18 protein-coding genes are annotated in these 18,949 nt (G+C 34.3%); 10 read left to right on the forward strand and 8 right to left on the reverse strand.

Annotation, left to right across the window (positions count from 1 at the left end):
• Positions 1-233 precede the first annotated feature (233 nt).
• Both MWU65_RS13205 and MWU65_RS13210 read right to left on the reverse strand, forming a co-directional pair.
• Positions 234-692 (reverse strand): RDD family protein, encoded by a 459-nt coding sequence (locus tag MWU65_RS13205; RefSeq protein WP_247078602.1) that lies wholly within the window; start codon positions 690-692, stop codon positions 234-236.
• Between the two features lie 268 nt (positions 693-960).
• Positions 961-1,350, reverse strand: coding sequence for a VOC family protein (locus MWU65_RS13210; protein ID WP_247078604.1), 390 nt, complete (start codon positions 1,348-1,350; stop codon positions 961-963).
• A gap of 414 nt (positions 1,351-1,764) precedes the next feature.
• On the opposite strand from MWU65_RS13210, the gene MWU65_RS13215 reads away from it, so the two are divergent.
• A complete protein-coding gene (locus MWU65_RS13215) occupies positions 1,765-3,168 on the forward strand; it encodes a hypothetical protein (RefSeq protein ID WP_247078605.1) in 1,404 nt (467 codons plus the stop codon).
• A 166-nt stretch (positions 3,169-3,334) separates the two neighbouring features.
• Here the strand turns inward: MWU65_RS13215 and MWU65_RS13220 are convergent, their stop codons facing one another.
• A complete protein-coding gene (locus tag MWU65_RS13220) occupies positions 3,335-4,393 on the reverse strand; it encodes an NAD(P)/FAD-dependent oxidoreductase (protein WP_247078607.1) in 1,059 nt (352 codons plus the stop codon).
• Between the two features lie 210 nt (positions 4,394-4,603).
• Positions 4,604-5,515 carry an alpha/beta fold hydrolase gene (locus MWU65_RS13225; RefSeq protein WP_247078609.1) on the reverse strand — a complete coding sequence of 304 codons (912 nt, stop codon included), beginning with the start codon at positions 5,513-5,515 and terminating at the stop codon, positions 4,604-4,606.
• A gap of 356 nt (positions 5,516-5,871) precedes the next feature.
• On the opposite strand from MWU65_RS13225, the gene MWU65_RS13230 reads away from it, so the two are divergent.
• Entirely contained in the window at positions 5,872-6,258 is a 387-nt protein-coding gene (locus MWU65_RS13230) for a hotdog domain-containing protein (RefSeq protein ID WP_247078610.1), read from the forward strand.
• 31 nt (positions 6,259-6,289) lie between these two features.
• Here MWU65_RS13230 and MWU65_RS13235 read toward each other — a convergent pair whose 3' ends face one another.
• Positions 6,290-6,748, reverse strand: a complete 459-nt coding sequence (locus MWU65_RS13235) for a hypothetical protein (RefSeq protein ID WP_247078613.1) — start codon at positions 6,746-6,748, stop codon at positions 6,290-6,292.
• A 6-nt stretch (positions 6,749-6,754) separates the two neighbouring features.
• A complete protein-coding gene (locus MWU65_RS13240) occupies positions 6,755-8,044 on the reverse strand; it encodes a dipeptidase (protein ID WP_247078615.1) in 1,290 nt (429 codons plus the stop codon).
• A 156-nt stretch (positions 8,045-8,200) separates the two neighbouring features.
• On the opposite strand from MWU65_RS13240, the gene MWU65_RS13245 reads away from it, so the two are divergent.
• From MWU65_RS13245 to MWU65_RS13255, 3 genes are read left to right on the forward strand one after another with little or no spacing between them, the layout of a single operon-like run.
• Entirely contained in the window at positions 8,201-9,538 is a 1,338-nt protein-coding gene (locus tag MWU65_RS13245) for an ATP-binding protein (protein ID WP_247078617.1), read from the forward strand.
• Between the two features lie 12 nt (positions 9,539-9,550).
• The gene (locus MWU65_RS13250) at positions 9,551-9,949 is read left to right on the forward strand and encodes a hypothetical protein (RefSeq protein WP_247078619.1); all 399 of its coding nucleotides are present in this window, start codon (positions 9,551-9,553) and stop codon (positions 9,947-9,949) included.
• Positions 9,950-9,959: 10 nt separating this feature from the next.
• Complete coding sequence (locus tag MWU65_RS13255) at positions 9,960-10,571, forward strand: hypothetical protein (protein ID WP_247078620.1); 612 nt, start codon at positions 9,960-9,962, stop codon at positions 10,569-10,571.
• A gap of 471 nt (positions 10,572-11,042) precedes the next feature.
• On the opposite strand, the gene MWU65_RS13260 is transcribed toward MWU65_RS13255, so the two are convergent.
• Complete coding sequence (locus MWU65_RS13260; RefSeq protein WP_247078621.1) at positions 11,043-11,906, reverse strand: RNA polymerase sigma factor RpoD/SigA; 864 nt, start codon at positions 11,904-11,906, stop codon at positions 11,043-11,045.
• 212 nt (positions 11,907-12,118) lie between these two features.
• Between MWU65_RS13260 and MWU65_RS13265 the strand changes: the two genes are divergently transcribed.
• From MWU65_RS13265 to MWU65_RS13285, 5 genes are all read left to right on the forward strand, one after another.
• Positions 12,119-12,628 (forward strand): DUF6155 family protein, encoded by a 510-nt coding sequence (locus MWU65_RS13265; RefSeq protein ID WP_247078622.1) that lies wholly within the window; start codon positions 12,119-12,121, stop codon positions 12,626-12,628.
• Between the two features lie 142 nt (positions 12,629-12,770).
• Entirely contained in the window at positions 12,771-14,282 is a 1,512-nt protein-coding gene (locus tag MWU65_RS13270; protein WP_247078623.1) for a DEAD/DEAH box helicase family protein, read from the forward strand.
• A 12-nt stretch (positions 14,283-14,294) separates the two neighbouring features.
• Positions 14,295-15,533: a glycosyltransferase gene (locus MWU65_RS13275; protein ID WP_247078624.1), complete on the forward strand. Its 1,239-nt coding sequence runs from the start codon at positions 14,295-14,297 to the stop codon at positions 15,531-15,533.
• Between the two features lie 9 nt (positions 15,534-15,542).
• The gene (locus MWU65_RS13280; RefSeq protein ID WP_247078625.1) at positions 15,543-16,385 is read left to right on the forward strand and encodes a 1,4-dihydroxy-2-naphthoyl-CoA synthase; all 843 of its coding nucleotides are present in this window, start codon (positions 15,543-15,545) and stop codon (positions 16,383-16,385) included.
• Positions 16,386-16,627: 242 nt separating this feature from the next.
• Positions 16,628-17,242, forward strand: coding sequence for a DEAD/DEAH box helicase (locus MWU65_RS13285; protein WP_247078627.1), 615 nt, complete (start codon positions 16,628-16,630; stop codon positions 17,240-17,242).
• Positions 17,243-17,596: 354 nt separating this feature from the next.
• Here the strand turns inward: MWU65_RS13285 and MWU65_RS13290 are convergent, their stop codons facing one another.
• Positions 17,597-18,934 (reverse strand): serine hydrolase, encoded by a 1,338-nt coding sequence (locus MWU65_RS13290; protein WP_247078629.1) that lies wholly within the window; start codon positions 18,932-18,934, stop codon positions 17,597-17,599.
• Positions 18,935-18,949 lie beyond the last annotated feature (15 nt).

The raw sequence follows: 18,949 nt of genomic DNA on the forward strand, positions 1-18,949 counted from the left end.
CTATCCATTAACAAAGAAATAACGCCCGCTTTCATAATTCACACAAACCTTAGAAAAAATGCCCCCACGGCACTTATAATGGCCTCTAACGGTTTTGTGTATGATTAGTGGCGTGTTTAAGCACCTAATTTAGCAAATAAAAACCGAATAGAAAATCCGCGAGGATTTTCGTAAGTAGGCGAGAACCAGCCATTAATTATACACGGTGTTACCATACGTTTTTATTCGGTTTATTATTCAGTCAGATTTTCATTCCGCACGACAATTGTGTTTCCCCAAATGTCTCCCAATCTTTGATTTTTATCTGTATTTTTTATTGTTACTATTCCAATTAGTCCAAAAAAGAACATATCAATTGGGTCAAGTAAATGTCTTTTAAAAGATTCACCAAAAGTCAGTTTTCGGTTAATACCGCTTTTTGGAATTGCTTTTATTCCTGCGAGTGAATTTCCGAGTGTTGCTCCGAGCCCGATTTCAAGTCCGACAGTCATAATTCCCCAAAAGATTATTGGCACAAGTGCTGGTAATCCATTTACAGAATATTCACCTTCCGCATTTGGTTCTCCAAACGCATAGATATAGATAAAAACGAATACGTAAATTATTAGATAATCTATAAATCCGGCTAAAATTCTTTTTCCAATATTTGGTTCAGTTCTTAATTCTGAAGTAGTAATGTTTGTTTCTGTCATCGTTTTTCTCAAATGTATGGTAACGGTTGGTATATGAAACGTAGCGTATAAATAGACGCTTACTTTTCGGATTACGCAATTAGCCAAAGCTTTTGCATTTTGTTTTTATCTTATTTTTCTAAAAGCCAAATCAAAATATTTGGCGGTCTCAGTAAATACACACAAACCTCTCGAATAGCCTGTAATAGCTATGTTTTATATACGTTGTTGTGGTGCGTTTTTTTTCGTTTAGATTGATTTTTCCGTCCATTCTAATCCGCAATTTATTTTAAAATTCAAAATCCTTAATCGGTGATGAAATATCTACTAAAGTTCCGTTCGGGTCTTTCAGTAATAAACGTCTTTGTCCATAAAACGTGTCAGTCGGTTCGCTTATAATTTTAAATTTTTCCGATTCCGCAATCTTAAATATTTCGTCCGCATTGTCAACTACAAATGTTACATAAAATCCTTGCGGATTGTTTTGAAAATCTTTCGGCACAATTTCATTCGTTCGGTCAATTATTCCCAATTCGAGTTTTTTGTCCTTTGAGATTAAGTGTACAAACCAATCACTATCAAAGTCCACATTAAAGTCAAATAGTTTTGTGTAAAAATCTCGACTTTCCGCTAAATTGTCCGAGCAGATATTCGTCATTATTCGATTAATTGTCTTCATTTTCCTTTTTTAGTTCAAATTTCGATGGTTTTGTCCAATGCACCACAACAATTGGATATAGACTATTGTCTATATCTACATTATGTGCCTAAGATAATAAATCTTTTATTTCCATAAGTGATCTATTGGCTACATGGGTGTAAATTTCTTTTGTTCTACAGGATCTAAGTAGTGATGGTCCGGATAGGCTCTTGCTGTAAAATAGTAAAAATTGCGTTTAATCTAAAAAATGGTGTATTCAAATAATAGAATGTTATTCCGATATCATTCCATGATTTATGTTTTAAGAATTTATTAAAAAAGTAAACTTACCTATAGGTTAAAACCAATACTAAAAACAAATTTAAGTCAGTGAATTAGTGTTTAAACAATTATTTGTAATTTCAAGCAATACAAAGCGTCAGACAAAAAAGCATGAAAAAAATATTAAACATTATAATTATTCTTGCAGTACTATTGATTTGGAATCCAGTTCAATCACAAAGATGGGGGAATAATAAAAAAAAGACGGAGACGGTTAAGCCAGAAGGGAAAATTTGGGAGCAAACGGAGAAATACGTTTCGGTCGTTTATCAGGAAGGAAAATACAAAGCTAATTTCACATATACACGTCTTAAAAATTTACCCAAGGATTTTATTGCAGAAGTAAATAACAGAACATATCTTTCTTCTCTTGACGACTTATATATTACCTATAGAGGTGCTTGCGCTAAAGAAATAATACTAAGGCCAGCTTTTGTCCACGGTGGTGATAAAAGTACTTTATTAAATGCTTATAAGGCGAGTGGTAATTCAAGTGATTTACCAATTCATGAAATGTTGAAACCTCTTTTAAAAGGATTTTTAGCCCAATGCGATGAGTTGGAATCAATTCGCATAGAAATGGGAACTTACCAAGGGAATATTTATAGAGGAACCATGAAAAAGTCTAACAACTGGAAATTGGAAGATGGTTTTCAAGAAACCAGTGATGATTATGCTTTTAAGCTAAATACTGGCAAAGACATATTTACAGCCCTAGGAATTTACTATGAAGGGAAATGTCAAAAAACGGCAACAATGAATATAGCACCTATGTTTTCAAACGATACCGAGAAAACATTTTATAAAAAAAAAGCTTCTTTTATTGATTTTTCAAGGATTGCAAAAATAGCTATAGATAAGTATAGCGCTGAGTGTATTAATGCAGAAACTTTAAATTTCACCTTAGATTTTGTGCCAACTGGATATCGATGTAAAGAAGGTACAAATTGTACATTAACAGCTAGTAAATTAGATAATTGGGAAATCGATAAATCTAATTTTGAATTAATTCCATATGTAGCTCCTTTAATGACTACTTATAAAGATGTTATTGAACTACTTGATAAGGGTGATTTTGAGAGTTTTACCGATGATTACACTCCATTCTTTCAATTATTTTATGAAGAATATTCTAATCTCTATGGAAGTTTTTGTAATAATAATCTTGTAAATCCAGCTAAAGTAGTTACTCGCACTTTTGAAGTAAAAACCTTTGCAGATGGTTCAAAAACAGAATCAGAGCTATACCCACCTTCAGAATCCTTTATCGAAACCGAATATCTACCTATATATAAAGCTTTTAAATCAAGAAATAATTTAACAACTGTTACGGATGCTTTTAAATTAGTTATGCGCGTCTATGAACGGAAAAATCTAAATCTTATGCAAAACGAATTATCGTATAGAATAGGCAATAGCAATACTATTGTAAAGCATTTAAAAGGAAAATGTAACTCTCCAAAAGTTAAAAACGTTTATACGAAAATGCAGGAATTAGCAGCAAAGTTAAATTAGAGCTAACTAATTTAAATATTAGCTTTGGTCATAAAGATTCTATAGGTCATTTTTATCAATACAATTAAAAGTCAAAATCAAAAAACTCATCAGATAAGCGAGAGGAAATTCTCGTTTCAATTGTACTGCTGTAATTGCGGTTGTATATTTTTCCCTGCTGGATTTTTTAGATTAATATTTTTTTTAAAGTATTTTTCGCAGAAAGTATTGCTCCTTCCATATAGCCAGAGAATTTATCAATGGATTCTGTCCCTGAAAAAAATAATTTACCACCCATATAGGTTTTCTGAAATAACGGATGTCCATTATTTTGATGTGGTATATTGATTATCCGATTACCATTTAGAATAAATTCGTCTGTCCATATTTTTTCATGGTAACTTAAAGGAGTCGAAGCATCCTTTCCCAAAAGTTCTTCTAACTGCCTTAGTACAAGTTCTATTCTGAGTGCTTTAGTATAGGTCGATGAACTACCATTCAAGAAGCCTGTGAAGCCAAATTTATCTTCTTCAAAATTTGTATGGTCATACATTTCAGAAACAATACCTACATGACTGTACAACATTCCGGAATATCCATTTTTTCTCCAAAACGGTTCGGAATATTCTAAAACAAATTTAATGGCTCCCGCCATCCAAGTTTGTACTGTTGGTAGAACAGCCGAAATAGTGTTAGGCAATTCAGGGATAAATTTAATTTGCGAACCCACCAACTGAGCAGGTAGGCATAAGATCACTTTATCAGCTATAAATTTTTCTCCTTTATTGGATTCAACTATTAATTCATTTTCAATTTCTTCAATGGAAACAACTTTTGTTTTTAGTTTAATCTGTTCAGCATCTATTTTTTCATACAGCGTATTTATTAAACGCTCTGTTCCGCCTGCAATTCTATAAGATGGCGTTTCGGCTTCGGGTATATAAAATTCCTGAGCTGGTTCAAATGATTTGGTTTGAAATAAACATTTTCCTTTAGAAAATTGAGGGAATTTTTTTAATTCTAATTCATCCAATAGGGAAATTAAGTTGGGATGCATATCAGAGAACCAAGTAGCACCTAATTCTAAAGGTGTTTCATTTTCTCCTTTTATGGTTTGTATTCTACCACCGGACCTATTCGAGGCTTCCAAAACTGTTGCAAACACATTCTTTTTTGATAATAAATAGGCTAAGGTAAGACCGCTAAGTCCCGCACCAATGATTATTATTCTTTCGTTTTGTTTCATTAATTGATATTTGTTCAATTCAGCTGGAAGCGGTTTGGGTATGCGCAGTGCAGGTTTAAGCTTTCACTTTCTCTTAAAGCCGGCATTGAGCCAAATCTTTTGTTTTTGATATTAATTTTTCTTGTCAAATGGCCAAATCAAATATACTTTTATTTTCAAACCAGCCATAACCCCCGTATTACGCATTACCCGTTGTTATGTAGCGTTTTTTTACTTTTTATTTAAAGATGTAATTACATCTGAAATAAATTCTTCAGGCAAATAATGTCCTGATTCATAGAATTTCAATGATTTGGCTTTAATCGCTATGTTATCATAAAAATCTTGTGCCTCCTTTTCTGTATACCAACCATCTTTTGCTCCCATAAGTAAAGTAATAGGGGCTTTTTGCATTGGCGCATATATTTCACTTGAAAAACGTTCCTTCATTTTTTTAGCGTTTTCCTCATTGAGTCCTAAACTCATCCCAGCCTTAAGAGTACTTCCTATAGGTGCTACGCAAGCAACTATTCGGTTCAATCTGTCATCAACCGAGTTTAAATAAATAGCCATTAATCCACCCATACTGTAACCAACTACGTCAAAAGTAATCTGTTCCCCATTCGGAAGTGATTGCATATAGTCCATTATTACTCTGATATCTTTAACAGAAGTTGACCAAAGGTTTTGTATTCTTTGTAAATCTTGTGTTGCATAAAATAAAATTGGTGATGCAAAGTCGGCTTCATAACTTCTTTCTCCGTGATATTTAGCATCAGGTATTATAACGTTGTATCCTATTGATAGTAGTGAATCTTTTAATTTTACATATTTTGTAGAAAGGCTTGATGTTGGATTAACCCAATTTTCTTTACTTCCAGTTATTCCGTGAAGAAGTATAACAAACTGGTCTGTTTTATTAATTTCTGGTTTAATACTATAGAATGGAACTCTAGAATCAAATCCGTCTATGACAATTTTTTCTAAAATAGTGCCATCGTCTGAAGTATTACTTTCAGCAACTTTAGCATTGTATTCTACTTTTGGATAATAACTTAAATAGGCAGTTTCATTCTGTGCAAATGAAATGGTACTAATGAAAATTAGTCCAAAAATTAAGAATAGAGTTCTGATTTTGCTCATAATATATTATTGATTGGATGATATTCTTTAAAATTATGCACAACACATGGCTTCCTGTATGTGTACTGTTATATCCCTTATACGTAAATATACACAAGTGAGCGCAGACTATAAACCTTGACCCATAATTAAATAGAAAACGGTATTCATATTTTGGGCTATGGCAAAAGAGGAGATAAAAGCAGCTATTATTTACATACTAATCCATTGGAATTGAAGTCACGCTTATTATCACCCCCTTTTTTTACGGGTTTAAGCAAAACAATGGGGCTTAATTTGGGTATTCCTAAATCGGTACAGCATAGGGTGTAACCCCTGTTTTATTTCCTTAATTTTGTAGTCTAAACCTTATATTTATGAATTTTCATACTAGAAAATGGGTAAAACCAGAAGACCTAAATGCAAACAAAACTCTTTTTGGGGGTAAAGTGCTCGCTTGGGTAGATGAAGAAGCCGCCTTGTACACCATTATTCAGTTAGAAAACAATAAAGTGGTAACAAAGTATATCTCTGAAATTAACTTTATGAGTTCTGCCGTAGAAGGAGATATCGTTGAAATAGGCATCGCAGTGGTTAAATTTGGTGTTTCTTCCTTAACTTTAAATTGCGAGGTGCGTAATAAAATGACCCGGGAAACCATTTTAACCGTTGATAATATTATTATGGTAAACCTTGGTGAAGACGGTAAACCAAAACCACATGGAAAAACTAAAATAGAATTTGTAAGAGATAGATTGGCCTAGTATCAAATTCTACCTTCCTAAAGCAGCCCTATTATTTCATTTTTTTCTGGAGCGTATTACCTGAAAACTGTACTGCCATTTTTCCGTTAAGTGCTCCAACAGCCATCAAATAGATATGTTGGTGATTAGGATCGCTACGAAAATTGAGAACAAGGTCTGAAGCAAAGGTCACATGAACAGATTCCGAGCCAAGCAAGGTTGTATCTTTAATTTTCCATTGCCCCATTACCTCCTTACTACCAGCAGTATCCGCTAATGAAATTGCCGCTGTTAAATTTTTATAAAATGTGATGGCCTTCACTGCAGTAGTATCGTTTATTGTAGCTTTGTTATGAGGAGTTGGGACCCAAGTGCCTAGGATGTCCTCTTTTGTAAAGTCCATAGCCTCTAGGTGTTGAGATTGCTCTTTCTTTTGCAAATCAAATACACAACTAGTCGCAAATAAAACAATGAGGAGAAGGCCTAATATCTTTAGGGTTGTATTTTTCATCCTATTTTAACTTTCCGTTAGGCTTTTAGCCACGGCCTGCACTTCATCCAAAACCCGAAGTAAATTACCGCCCCATAATTTTTCAATTTGAGGCTCTGTATACCCTCTTTTTACCAGTTCTAAGGTTACATTAAAAGTTTCGGAAGCATCAGACCAACCTTCAATACCACCGCCACCATCAAAGTCAGAACTTATACCTACGTGTTCTAAACCGATAAGTTGCACCATATAATCTATATGATCTACAAAATCGGCCACATTCACGGGTTTTGGTCCGTCTTTTTGTTGTAAAGCTATGGCTTCGGCTATTTCTCTTGCCTTAAAGCGGGCATCAAAAAAAGCAGCTCTATCTTCAGCACTTAGGGCAGCAATTTCTGCGCCTGTATGCATTTTTAATTGTAAGGAGTCTGCAACTTTTTTAGTTACACTATTTAGGTGTGCGTTCCACGCTTCATTTTTGTCGCCATCCAAATAGGATTTAAAAGCAACGGTTTGTACAACCCCGCCATTTTCTTTAAGCAATAGTAATTGTTCATCGTCTAAATTACGACTATGGTTGCAAAGAGTTCTGGATGAGGAATGAGAGGCAATAATAGGTGCTTTACTCAAAGCAACCATTTGTTTCATGGATTCACTTGAAGGGTGCGAAATATCGATCATAATTCCCAATCGATTCATTTCTACAACCGCTTTTTTACCCAGTTCACTTAATCCATTATGCAACCAAACGCTATCTTGTTCTCCTGTGTTTGAATCGCAAAACTGACTATGACCATTGTGAGATAACGATATATAGCGGGCTCCTAATTGGTGGTATTTTTCAAAGTTTGCCAAATCTTCACCCATAGGGTAGGCATTTTCAACGCCGATCATCGCTATTTTTTTGCCTGTTTTATCAATGCGTCGTACATCGTCAGAGGTGAGTGCAAGCTCAATTTGCTCTGGCGCAATTTCAGTACACAACTTATGGATGGCATTAAATTTAGCCATAGCATTTTCTTCCGCTTTTTTATAGCCTTCTGGCGTTAAATCTCCCTGACCCGTATACACAATTAACCAAGAAACATCAAGATCTCCGGTTACCATTTTCGGAATATTTACTTGGGTGTCTAAACGCTGTGTGTAGTTAATACTATCTGTGAAATTTTTTACATTAAAATCGTTATGCGTATCTATCGTAATTACTTTTTTGTGAATACGCATTGCTTTATCTTGAAGGCTTTCTTCTTTCTTTTTTACATTTTCTCCACAAGAGAAAAGGAATAAAATGCTAATAAATACAGCGAATTGTTTCATAATAAAATAGTTTATACGTACAAATAAAGCCATTTCACAACACAAAGAGAAACATATAGAACAAATTATTGGCTATACCTTATATATTATTGAGATTTACTCAAGTGTAAAACCAGTTTTATACTGGAGAGAGACATTCATTTAAAATATTTCACCTTGAAAATAGATAGCCTACAATCTACCATAGCCGTATTGCAAGAAAAACTTACTGCTTATTCTTTTGATGAATTATCAACAGAAGAGGCTTGTGTGCTGCAAGATGCTTTAAATAACTTTAGACATGTAGTAGAACTATCTACATCCAAGCAATTCTTATTTATTGGCGAAGTAAACAAACCAGATTATAATAAAGAATTAACGGAAGTAAGTGCTAAGGGGTTATCCAAGCAAGAATTTTTACATAATTTGGGTGGTGAGGATCAATTGTTAGTTGCAAAAGCAAGCAATGAAATTAAAACACCCCTACACGGTATTCTTGGATTTGCAGATCAATTACTAGACAGCAATTTAAATGAAAATCAACTATCCTTGGTTAGCGCCATACAAAGAACTTCATATAATATGTTAGAAGTTTCGCAGGATATTTTAGAATATTCTAAATTGGGTGCCGGGTTAGCGAAAAATGAACATATCTCCATAAAATTTTATAGTGCTATTCGCGATGTGTTGTTTTTGTGTAATACATTAATCCTTAATACCGATTTAAAGTTAGAAGTAGAGATAGATCCAAATATTCCTGAAGAATTACTTGGTGACCCTTCAAAATTATCTCAAATACTGCTAAACCTAATTGGTAATGCTATTCAGAATACCAGAGCAGGAGAAATTTTGCTCAAGGCCAAAGTTAAGGAAGTATATAAAAATAATAGGTTATTAGAATTTGAAGTTTGTGATACAAGTGACGGAATATCGGATGCCAGCTTAAAAAACGTTTTTGATCCGTATAAGGAAAAAAACGAACCACATTCTGGCTTAGGTTTAAGCACTGTAAAACAAATGGTAGAAGTTCTTGGTGGTGAAATTTATGTTTCTAGTAGGGCAGGAGTGGGTACTGTATTTACGTTTACCATACCTTTTAAAACAGCAGAAAAGAAAGTGACAAATCCTGAAGCAATTTCAGTTAAAGGGTTGAAAATATTGATTTTTGAAAATAAAATGTCCAATCAAAAAACGATTGCTATGAACCTGGATAAATGGAAGTGCAACTCCTTTGTTTCAGATAATTGCGAAAAAGGGTTGAAGATTATTGAGAAGCATAACATAGATGTCATTTTAATAGATTTAAGAGTGCCTAATGGCTATGGTCTGGAGATTGTAGAATGTATCCGAAACCACCAAAACCGTAGCGTACAAAAAATCCCAATTATGGCGGTTTCTACAGATCACAATATCAAAAATAAAATTAAATTTGATACTGACGGTTTTAATGATTTTCTGTTAAAACCATATAGTTCTGATGAACTATTGCTAAAACTTACAAATTTAAAATACTAGTAAACCAAACCAATGGAAGTAACGAATAAGAATCATATAGCGACGAAGGAAAGTATTTCTAACTTAAATCTTTCACCCGTATTGAATGAATGTATTGGAGATTTAGACTTGGTACAAGAATTAGTGATGTTGTTTAATATGAATGTTTTAGAGTTTATAGGGATGACGAAGGTGTATATTAAAAACGAAGATTTTGAATCTTTAAAATTTAGTGTGCATAAGGTTAAAATGGGTTTAAAGATGATAAAGATTGAAGCTTTACACAGCTGGCTCTTGCAAATGGAGGCTACCATAGTAGGTGATGAAGTAGATACAACACACCTCAATTATTTATATGAGGGTTTTACAGAAGAATATGCCATGGTAGAGGAACAGTTAGCAAAGGAATTGGAACGCTTAAGCGGCGAATAAATTAAATAGTATGAGCATAAATAAACCAAGAGTATCCAAATCTAGAAAAGGTATTTCAAAACGTAGAAAAGCAATAGACCGTTCTAAACATAACGAAGAAAAACATATTGAATTTGTACAATTTTTAAATGCTAAAAGTCAGGATGTAGTTCAAGATAATTATGTTTCAGTAAATGAAAAGAAAAGTAATAAGGTTATTTTTCTACCGCCACAAACCGTGTTTAAGGAACTCTACGATTGTTGTGATACAGAAGCAAAACTGATTTTATTAGACGAAATATCGATGTTGGGTGATGATAAAGAACTCAGTTTTGTAGTTTCAGAATTAGAAGCACCTGAGGCGCTTATAAGAGAAAAAGCAGCCAGAATAATTCCCTTGTTAAAAACCCGGATTAAAATAATTTCCTTAGAAAATTCTATTCGTTCAAAAGAAACGTTTCGGCAAGAGGAAGAGGGTGAGTGGGATTCTTCTTCTGTTCCCTTAGAGTATACCCTTTTATTAGAAGAATTAGAGATTAACTCCTCTAAATTGGCTAGTATTTCTAAAAAAGAACCCACGGATCTACAAAATTTTATACAGAAGATTAACTTAAAGAAGTTTACGCATAGATTTCAAAGGTAATGTGCTATTTGTGAGGTATACGTTTTACCATCGATCGCATCTCGTTTAGATGTTACGCTATTAAAACTATGTTTACACAACAAAAAAAGATCAATTCACCACATTTTATTGTTCAATAAATACTCTTTTATTAGTTTTAGTGCAGCTAAAAAACCCAAATTAACCAAATTTAAAGACGTACTATGTTATATGATACCTACGGTGAGGAATATTTAAACTTCCTTTATGACTTAAATGAAATTTTGAGTTTAAACGAACTAGTTGAAGTAGACTATATCTAGTCACTTAAGTGTATAATCCCTAAATCTTTGTTATGGCAAATCAAAACAATGCAGCTTACCTAAATTTTGTAGAAAATTTAAATGTAATTTTAATGGAAGTTAATATTAATAAATTAAATTATTCTTAATTTACAAGCTAAGAAAAACAAAAAAAGCAACCCTAGGGTTGCTTTTTTTGTTTGATATAAGACTATCCTAAATACGTTTTTAGAATCTTACTTCTAGAATTGTGTTTTAGTTTTCTGATAGCTTTTTCTCGTATTTGTCGAACTCTTTCTCTGGTTAGATCAAATATCTGTCCAATTTCTTCCAAAGTCATGGAATGTTGGTCACCAATACCGTAATATAGTTTTACCACATCTGCTTCTCTAGGAGATAAGGTTTCTAATGCTCTATTAATCTCTGTATTTAGAGATTGTTGCATAAGTTTTTGGTCGGGATTAGGAGACTCTCCATATTTAATAACATCATACAGGTTAGAATCTTCCCCTTCCTTAAAAGGAGCATCCATAGAGACGTGTCTCCCTGAATTTTTTAAGGACTGCTTTACCTCATTAACAGAAAGTTCTAATTCCTTGGCAATCTCTTCCGGAGACGGTGGGCGTTCATGTGCCTGCTCCAAATAAGAAAATGCTTTTTTAATTTTATTGATAGAGCCAATTTTGTTTAATGGTAAACGTACAATTCTAGATTGCTCTGCCAAGGCTTGCAATATGGATTGACGGATCCACCAAACGGCATAAGAAATAAATTTAAAACCTCTAGTTTCATCAAAACGTTTCGCTGCTTTAACTAAACCAACATTACCTTCATTAATTAAATCGGGCAATTTAAGTCCTTGATTTTGATATTGCTTTGCTACTGAAACCACAAACCTTAAATTGGCTGTTGTTAATTTTTCTAAGGCCGCTTCATCTCCTTCGCGTATTTTTTGAGCTAATTCTACCTCTTCATTAGCAGTAATTAAATCTATTTTACTGATATCTTGCAGGTACTTATCTAATGATTTTGATTCTCTATTTGTTACCTGTTTGATTATCTTTAGTTGCCTCATATATGTATGTTCAGTATGTGTTTAATTATAAGACTACAGTATACATTTTAAAACGCTATTTTCCAAACAACTAGAAGTAATATTATACGCTAGTTATTAATAGAGCAGTGATTCTAAAACTATAAGTGCTTGAAACCATCAGAAACAATCAGAAAAGAATGGCGCTAACTAATTTAATATTTGGTAACTTTCCTGCTTCATTCTACTAAAATATGAGTAAAAGAGCATTAAAAAAGTACTTATCGGGCCTAAAAAAGAAGGAATTGGAGGAACAGCTTTTGGGATTGTACGAAAAATTCCCTGCTGTAAAGTCATATTATAGCTTTGCCTTTAATCCAAAAGAAGAAAAATTAATTCAAGAAGCGAAGCTTAAAATATCCAATGAATACTTTCCAGTTAAGCGCAAAAGACCAAGAGCTCGAAGGTCTGTAGCTCAAAAATATATTAAAAACTTTCTAGTATTAGGGGTTCATGCTCCTTTGGTGGCAGATGTAATGCTCTATAACTTAGAAATTGCACAAGAATTTGCACAGCATAAAAACGTACAGGATAGTTTTTATAAAAGTATGCTAAACTCTTTTGAGCAAGCCGTACAATATATCGCCATGCACGCTCTTTTACCAGAGTTTAAAGAGCGTATTCTGTACATTTATAAAGAAACACAAGATAAGAATTGGCCATTATCCGACGGTTTTTCTAGAGCTTTAGACAGTATTGATTAAAAAGAATTTATGCAGCGAATAATTTCTTTTTTTAGATTTCTGCAGATAAGTTTTATTTAAGCGTAAAATCTCCTAATTTTGCAAGGTTTATTTTTTAACGAATACCGTTCATTTTCGGTTCATTATGTAATAGTTTTACCATTTGGAACAACAAAAAACAACAACAGAAAAAACACTATACGATTATCAATTAGAAGATCTAAATAAAATTTTTGATTTTTTTAATGAGCATCCTAAAGGGGCAAATTTGTTATATCAATTGCCAACGGGTGGTGGTAAAACTGTGATTTTTTCTGAAATAGCACGGAAGTATATTGCAGAGACCAATAAAAAAGTCGTGGTGCTTACCCATAGGATTGAGTTAAGCGTACAGACGTCTAAAATGCTCAAAGGTTTTGGAGTTCACAATATGGTTATTAATAGCAGTGTAAAAGACCTCAATGATCAGGATGAATACATGTGCTTTGTGGCCATGGTAGAAACTTTAAAAAATAGACTGCAAGACGATGTAGGGGAAATGAATAATATAGGCCTCGTTATCATAGATGAAGCGCACTACAACTCGTTTCGCAAGTTGTTTAAATACTTTAAAGACTCTTCCATTTTAGGGGTTACCGCAACTCCTTTAAGTTCCAATATTAAGTTGCCCATGAAGGACAACTATAAAAAGTTAATTATTGGAGAGTCTATAAAATCGCTTATTAAAAGAAAATTTTTATCCAAGGCCAATCAGTATAGTTATGATGTGGGTCTTAAAACCTTAAAACTAGGTATTAATGGCGATTATACCGTAAAATCTTCGGATGAATTGTACGGTAATATCTCCATGCAAAGCAAATTGCTAACCGCTTATGAAGAATTAAGTAAAGGCACCAAAACCCTTATTTTTAACAACGGTATAAATACATCTTACTATGTATATGAAACCTTTAAAAAAGCAGGTTATGACATTCGGCATTTAGACAATAAAAATTCAGCGTCGGAGCGGAAAGAAATTTTGGAATGGTTTCATAAAACTCCAGATGCTATTTTAACCTCAGTTAGTATTTTAACTACTGGTTTTGATGAACCAACCGTAGAGACCATTATTTTAAACAGGGCTACACGGTCACTAACCTTATATTTTCAAATGATAGGTCGTGGGTCTCGAGTGATGCCCACAAAAGATGTATTCACGGTTATTGATTTGGGCAATAACGCCAAGCGTTTTGGCTTATGGAGTGAACCTGTAGACTGGCAAGAAATTTTTCATTTTCCAGAATTCTATTTGGAAAATATAAAGAATGATGAAGAAATAGAGCGCGATTTTGTGTATGAAATGCCACAAGAACTAAAAGATGAATTTTCTAAATCTGAAAACATTTTTTTTGACATTAAAGGGGAGTATAAAAAAGCGTTTGCACAAGGCTTAAAATCCAAATCGGTTTTAGAAAAAAGTATAGAGCAACACGCTCAAATTTGTTCAGAAAATAGTGAAGATGTGTTTGATGCGCGTATCCTGGCCAAAAAATTAAAGGAGGAAATTGCTTTTCGGGTGCGTCAATATTCGTATTGTATAATGAACAATACAAAAAATTATAAGGAATGGTTAGAGGAAGATTATGAGCGTAAGTTACGGTCGCGGATTTCTCAAAAGTTCTCTTCTAGAATGTAAAATAACACTAAGTTGAAGAAAGTTTTAATTGTCGGTTTTGTTTGGCCAGAGTCCGTTACTACGGCTGCTGGTGGCAGAATGATGCAATTAATACGTTTTTTTAAAGCGGAAAACTATCACATTACATTTGCGAGTACAGCTGCCAAGACAATCTACTCTAATGATTTGAGTGCAATGGGGGTTTGTGAAAAAGAAATTCAATTAAACAACGCTAGTTTTGATGCCTTTATTTTAGACCTTAACCCTGATATTGTTTTGTTTGATCGCTTTTTAACTGAAGAGCAGTTTGGATGGCGGATAGCTCAAAATTCACCCAATGCACTTCGAATTCTAGATACGGAAGATCTTCATTTTTTACGGACAGCGAGAGAAAAAGGATTTAAGAATGAGAATAGAACAGTAACAGAACATGATCTAAAAGCTCAGGACATCACCAAAAGGGAGGTAGCCAGTATTTATAGGTGCGATTTTTCATTGATAATATCTAGTTATGAAATGGAAATATTGCAAGTAACTTTTGGAATTGCTAAGGAATTATTGTTGCTTTTACCATTTATGCTAGACGGTATAGATTCTGCCACGACAGCCAAATGGAATAAAAGTACAGAGAGAACAGGTTTTGTCTGTATTGGTAATGGCAAGCACAAACCCAATGTAGATGCTGTTTTGTGGTTGTATACGGTTATTTGGCCAAAAATTAGAGCAACGCTTCCCAAGGCAAGTGTTTTTATATACGGGGCCTATTTGCCCCAGCAAATTAAAGAGAAGCACAACCCTAAGCTCGGTTTTTTTGTAGAGGGTTGGACAAATGAAATAACGGATGTACTGCTAAAAGCAAGGGTGAACCTTGCGCCTCTGCGATTTGGAGCAGGAATTAAAGGAAAATTAATAGATGGGATGCGTACTGGTTTGCCCAGTGTAACTACAGATATAGGGGCCGAAGGTATGCACGGCAATTTGCCATGGGGAGGAGAAATTGCTCCTGACCTTGAAAGCTTTGTATCGGCAGCTATTACACTGTATACAAATGAGGAACTTTGGTTAGCTGCACAAAAAAAGGGCATGGAAATACATAACAAATACTATTCTAGAACCATTTTAGAAACCAAACTCTCTAATAAAATTAGTACTTTGCAGAAAGGCTTACAAAAGCATAGAAATAAGAATTTCATTGGCAGTATGTTGTTGCACCATTCCATGGCCAGTACCAAATACCTGTCTAAATATATTCAAGAGAAAGCGAATAAATAATTACAAGAAATGAAAGAAATTGAATGGCAAGTTGCACAAGAATTTGAGGATATCACCTATAAGAAATGTAATGGTGTTGCACGTATCGCTTTTAATAGACCTAATGTGCGCAATGCATTTCGTCCAAAAACAACAAGTGAGTTGTACAAGGCTTTTTATGACGCACAAGAAGACACCTCAATAGGTGTCGTATTATTATCAGGAGAAGGCCCTTCTACCAAAGACGGGATCTATTCTTTTTGTAGTGGGGGCGACCAAAAGGCTAGGGGGCATCAAGGTTATGTTGGTGAAGATGGTATGCATAGGCTTAATATTTTAGAAGTACAACGTTTAATACGCTTCATGACAAAGGTTGTTATCGCTGTTGTTCCAGGATGGGCTGTAGGCGGGGGACACAGTTTGCATGTTGTATGCGATTTAACCTTGGCGAGCAAGGAACACGCCATTTTTAAACAAACAGATGCCGATGTTACTAGTTTTGATGGAGGGTATGGCTCTGCGTATTTGGCAAAAATGGTAGGACAGAAAAAAGCACGAGAAATTTTCTTTCTTGGACGTAATTACTCTGCTCAAGAGGCCTTTGATATGGGCATGGTCAATGCTGTAATTCCACATGACGAGTTAGAAGAAACAGCCTACCAATGGGCGCAAGAAATATTAGAAAAATCACCAACCTCTATAAAAATGCTAAAGTTCGCTATGAACTTAACAGATGATGGTATGGTTGGGCAACAAGTATTTGCAGGAGAAGCGACAAGATTAGCGTATATGACAGAAGAAGCTAAGGAAGGTAGAAATGCCTTTTTAGAAAAGCGTAAGCCCGACTTTGGAAAGGACAAATGGATTCCGTAAACAATTTACGCTAAGTGTAAAATTAAAAAAGAGTCTTGCCAATGAAGACAAAACTCTTTTTACGAGAACACTATATGAAAATGAAAATTTTTATTTCTTTTTTTGTACACTACTAAAGTAAGATAGAAATAAGGAATTTTAAAATCAATGTTGTTAACTACACTGTTATTGTGGTGTAGGTTTATTAATAAGTGGTTGTGGTATGTATCACAGCCTAAAAATCATAACAAAACAAAAAATAGATGTCGTTTAAAAAAATGCACCCTCAGTTAAAAGAGGCTTTAGAACGCTTAGAAATAACAGAACAGTTGCCCTATCAAAAGCAAATACTACCTAAAATTAAAGGTGGTGCTAATCTTTTTTGTATTGCTCCCAAAGACTCGGGTAAAACCACTGCATTGGTTATGGCAACCTTGCAGAAGTTAAAATGTGAAGCTTTTGAAGATGCACCACGAGCCTTGATTTTTGTAAAAGACAAACAGGCAGCCTTGGCACTACAAGAAGAATTTAAGCGCTTTATTTTTAGAATGGACATACGGGTGTATTGTGCTTATGAAGAGCAAGGAATTGACGACCAGCGCGATGATATTTATGACGGTGTTGATATAGTGATTGCCACTCCAAAAAGGCTGAATAAGATCTTTTACTCCAACGGAATAAACTTAGGGCAGTTAAAATTATTCATCGTTGAAGATGCGGAGTTTTTAATTAAACCCAATTTATTTTCAGATGTTATTAGAACCCCTGAAAGCATTGAAAAATGTCAGTATTTAGTATTTTCTACTAAATTTGATGAACGGATGGAACGTTTGCAAGAGTCTTTTATGTTTAATGCGCAAACGGTGAAAAGTAATTAAGATATTTGCTAATCAATTAAAAAGAGCCTTGTCAATTAAGACAAGGCTCTTTTACGAGAACACTATATGAAAATGAAAATTTTTATGTCGTTTTATTTATACTGCTAATATATAGTGCTTTGTAACTTCTGGGAAATTAATGTTGTAAACCAATGGTTTTATGTGGTTAGACTAGAAAACAATGATGTTATCCTTAAATATTTTACCAGGGTTCCTCTGGAAAAACAAGGATGCCTGGAGTTTTTACAAAAGCTAAAGCCGTTTTTATAGATACTACAGCAGTGCTCTGTTTCATAGCTGTGGTAACCGACTTATTACAACGAGGACGTTATTAGAAAAGCTTTGAAAATAAGGTCATTGTTCAATCGCAGCTATGATTCCAGCTAAAAATAAATTGGTATCAAAATAAGGGGCCTCTGCAAGTCCTGTTCTCACAACAACCAAGTCTTTGGAAGGAATAATAAAAACCCGTTGTCCTAGAAAGCCATTGGCAGAATACATATCTCTTGGTACATCTGGAAATTTTCCGGCTGCATTCAACCAAAAATGTGCCCCATAGGTTCCGTTAGAATGTAGGGTTGGCTTGGTAATATAATCTACCCAGTCCGATTCAAAGATCTGCGTGCCATTCCAGTTTCCCTTGTGTAAGTATAGTAACCCAAATTTTGCCCAATCCCGTGTAGTGGCCCAAGCGTAAGAAGAACCTACATAGTTCCCTTCCATATCGGCCTCTAAGACCATAGAATGCATCCCTATTTTGTCTATTAAATCGGTATACGGAAAATCTAAGTATTCCTGGAGGGTGTTAAATTTAGTCTTTAGAATACCAGACAATAGATTGGAGGTACCTGAGGAATAGTTCCAAATTTCAGTAGGTTTTGCCAAGGCTTGCTTTTCTTGTTGCGCTAGTGTCATATCTGCATCTAAAAATAGCATTTGAGTAACATCTGAAATTTTGGTGTAATCCTCTTCCCAGGCCAGGCTACTCTGCATACGCAACAAATGGTTTAATGTAATGTTTTTGCGATCATCCTGTTGCCAAGCTGGTATAGGTGCAGCATCTTCTATATTTAATTTTCCTTCAAACTGAAGAATTCCGTAAAGTGTTGCTATAATACTTTTCGTCATAGACCAACCTAAAACCTTAGTGTTTTTGGTTATATCTCCCGCATATTTTTCTGCGATAATTTTATTTTTATAAACAACTATTACACTTTTGGTTTTTTGTGTTTCCGGACTTGAAAAAGCAAAATCAACTCCCTTGTCTAAGCTTGTATACCTAATATTAGCAAAAATGGTGTCTTCTTGTTCTTTTTCACCGTAAGGAAAAGCTAAATCCGTTGGTATCTGGTTCCGCTTCGGTTTTAAAGTGAATCTTGAAATGTCTGTGTCATTCGGGACTAAAACAGCTCCTAACCCCTCCCTATATATTGCCTTGCGCTCTAGCAAACCATAAACGCTTGCAGTAGCACTTTTTGATGCAGTATCTACCTTGGAATCCGCGTTTTTGATCAGGGGTATGTTGTTATCTACCTCATTTATACTTGATTCTAACCGATTGGCTAAAAAAACACTGGACGCCATATTTTTAGCAGCATAGCCAGAAATCATATTTAATCTCGGGTAGTTGTAAACGGCAACTGCAATGACGGTTAAAACTAAAACCAGTAGTACTATTTTTACTTTTTTCATAATAACGAATGAAGG

This window comes from Cellulophaga sp. F20128 (assembly GCF_023015805.1).
Taxonomy (GTDB): Bacteria; Bacteroidota; Bacteroidia; order Flavobacteriales; family Flavobacteriaceae; genus Cellulophaga.

Coding starts and splice junctions, on each gene's coding strand:
- MWU65_RS13215 (WP_247078605.1), top strand. CDS start 1,765: ATGAAAAAAATATTAAACATTATAATTATTCTTGCAGTACTATTGATT.
- MWU65_RS13230 (WP_247078610.1), top strand. CDS start 5,872: ATGAATTTTCATACTAGAAAATGGGTAAAACCAGAAGACCTAAATGCA.
- MWU65_RS13225 (WP_247078609.1), bottom strand. CDS start 5,515: ATGAGCAAAATCAGAACTCTATTCTTAATTTTTGGACTAATTTTCATT.
- MWU65_RS13205 (WP_247078602.1), bottom strand. CDS start 692: ATGACAGAAACAAACATTACTACTTCAGAATTAAGAACTGAACCAAAT.
- MWU65_RS13280 (WP_247078625.1), top strand. CDS start 15,543: ATGAAAGAAATTGAATGGCAAGTTGCACAAGAATTTGAGGATATCACC.
- MWU65_RS13285 (WP_247078627.1), top strand. CDS start 16,628: ATGTCGTTTAAAAAAATGCACCCTCAGTTAAAAGAGGCTTTAGAACGC.
- MWU65_RS13250 (WP_247078619.1), top strand. CDS start 9,551: ATGGAAGTAACGAATAAGAATCATATAGCGACGAAGGAAAGTATTTCT.
- MWU65_RS13240 (WP_247078615.1), bottom strand. CDS start 8,044: ATGAAACAATTCGCTGTATTTATTAGCATTTTATTCCTTTTCTCTTGT.
- MWU65_RS13260 (WP_247078621.1), bottom strand. CDS start 11,906: ATGAGGCAACTAAAGATAATCAAACAGGTAACAAATAGAGAATCAAAA.
- MWU65_RS13255 (WP_247078620.1), top strand. CDS start 9,960: ATGAGCATAAATAAACCAAGAGTATCCAAATCTAGAAAAGGTATTTCA.
- MWU65_RS13265 (WP_247078622.1), top strand. CDS start 12,119: ATGAGTAAAAGAGCATTAAAAAAGTACTTATCGGGCCTAAAAAAGAAG.
- MWU65_RS13210 (WP_247078604.1), bottom strand. CDS start 1,350: ATGAAGACAATTAATCGAATAATGACGAATATCTGCTCGGACAATTTA.
- MWU65_RS13235 (WP_247078613.1), bottom strand. CDS start 6,748: ATGAAAAATACAACCCTAAAGATATTAGGCCTTCTCCTCATTGTTTTA.
- MWU65_RS13220 (WP_247078607.1), bottom strand. CDS start 4,393: ATGAAACAAAACGAAAGAATAATAATCATTGGTGCGGGACTTAGCGGT.
- MWU65_RS13290 (WP_247078629.1), bottom strand. CDS start 18,934: ATGAAAAAAGTAAAAATAGTACTACTGGTTTTAGTTTTAACCGTCATT.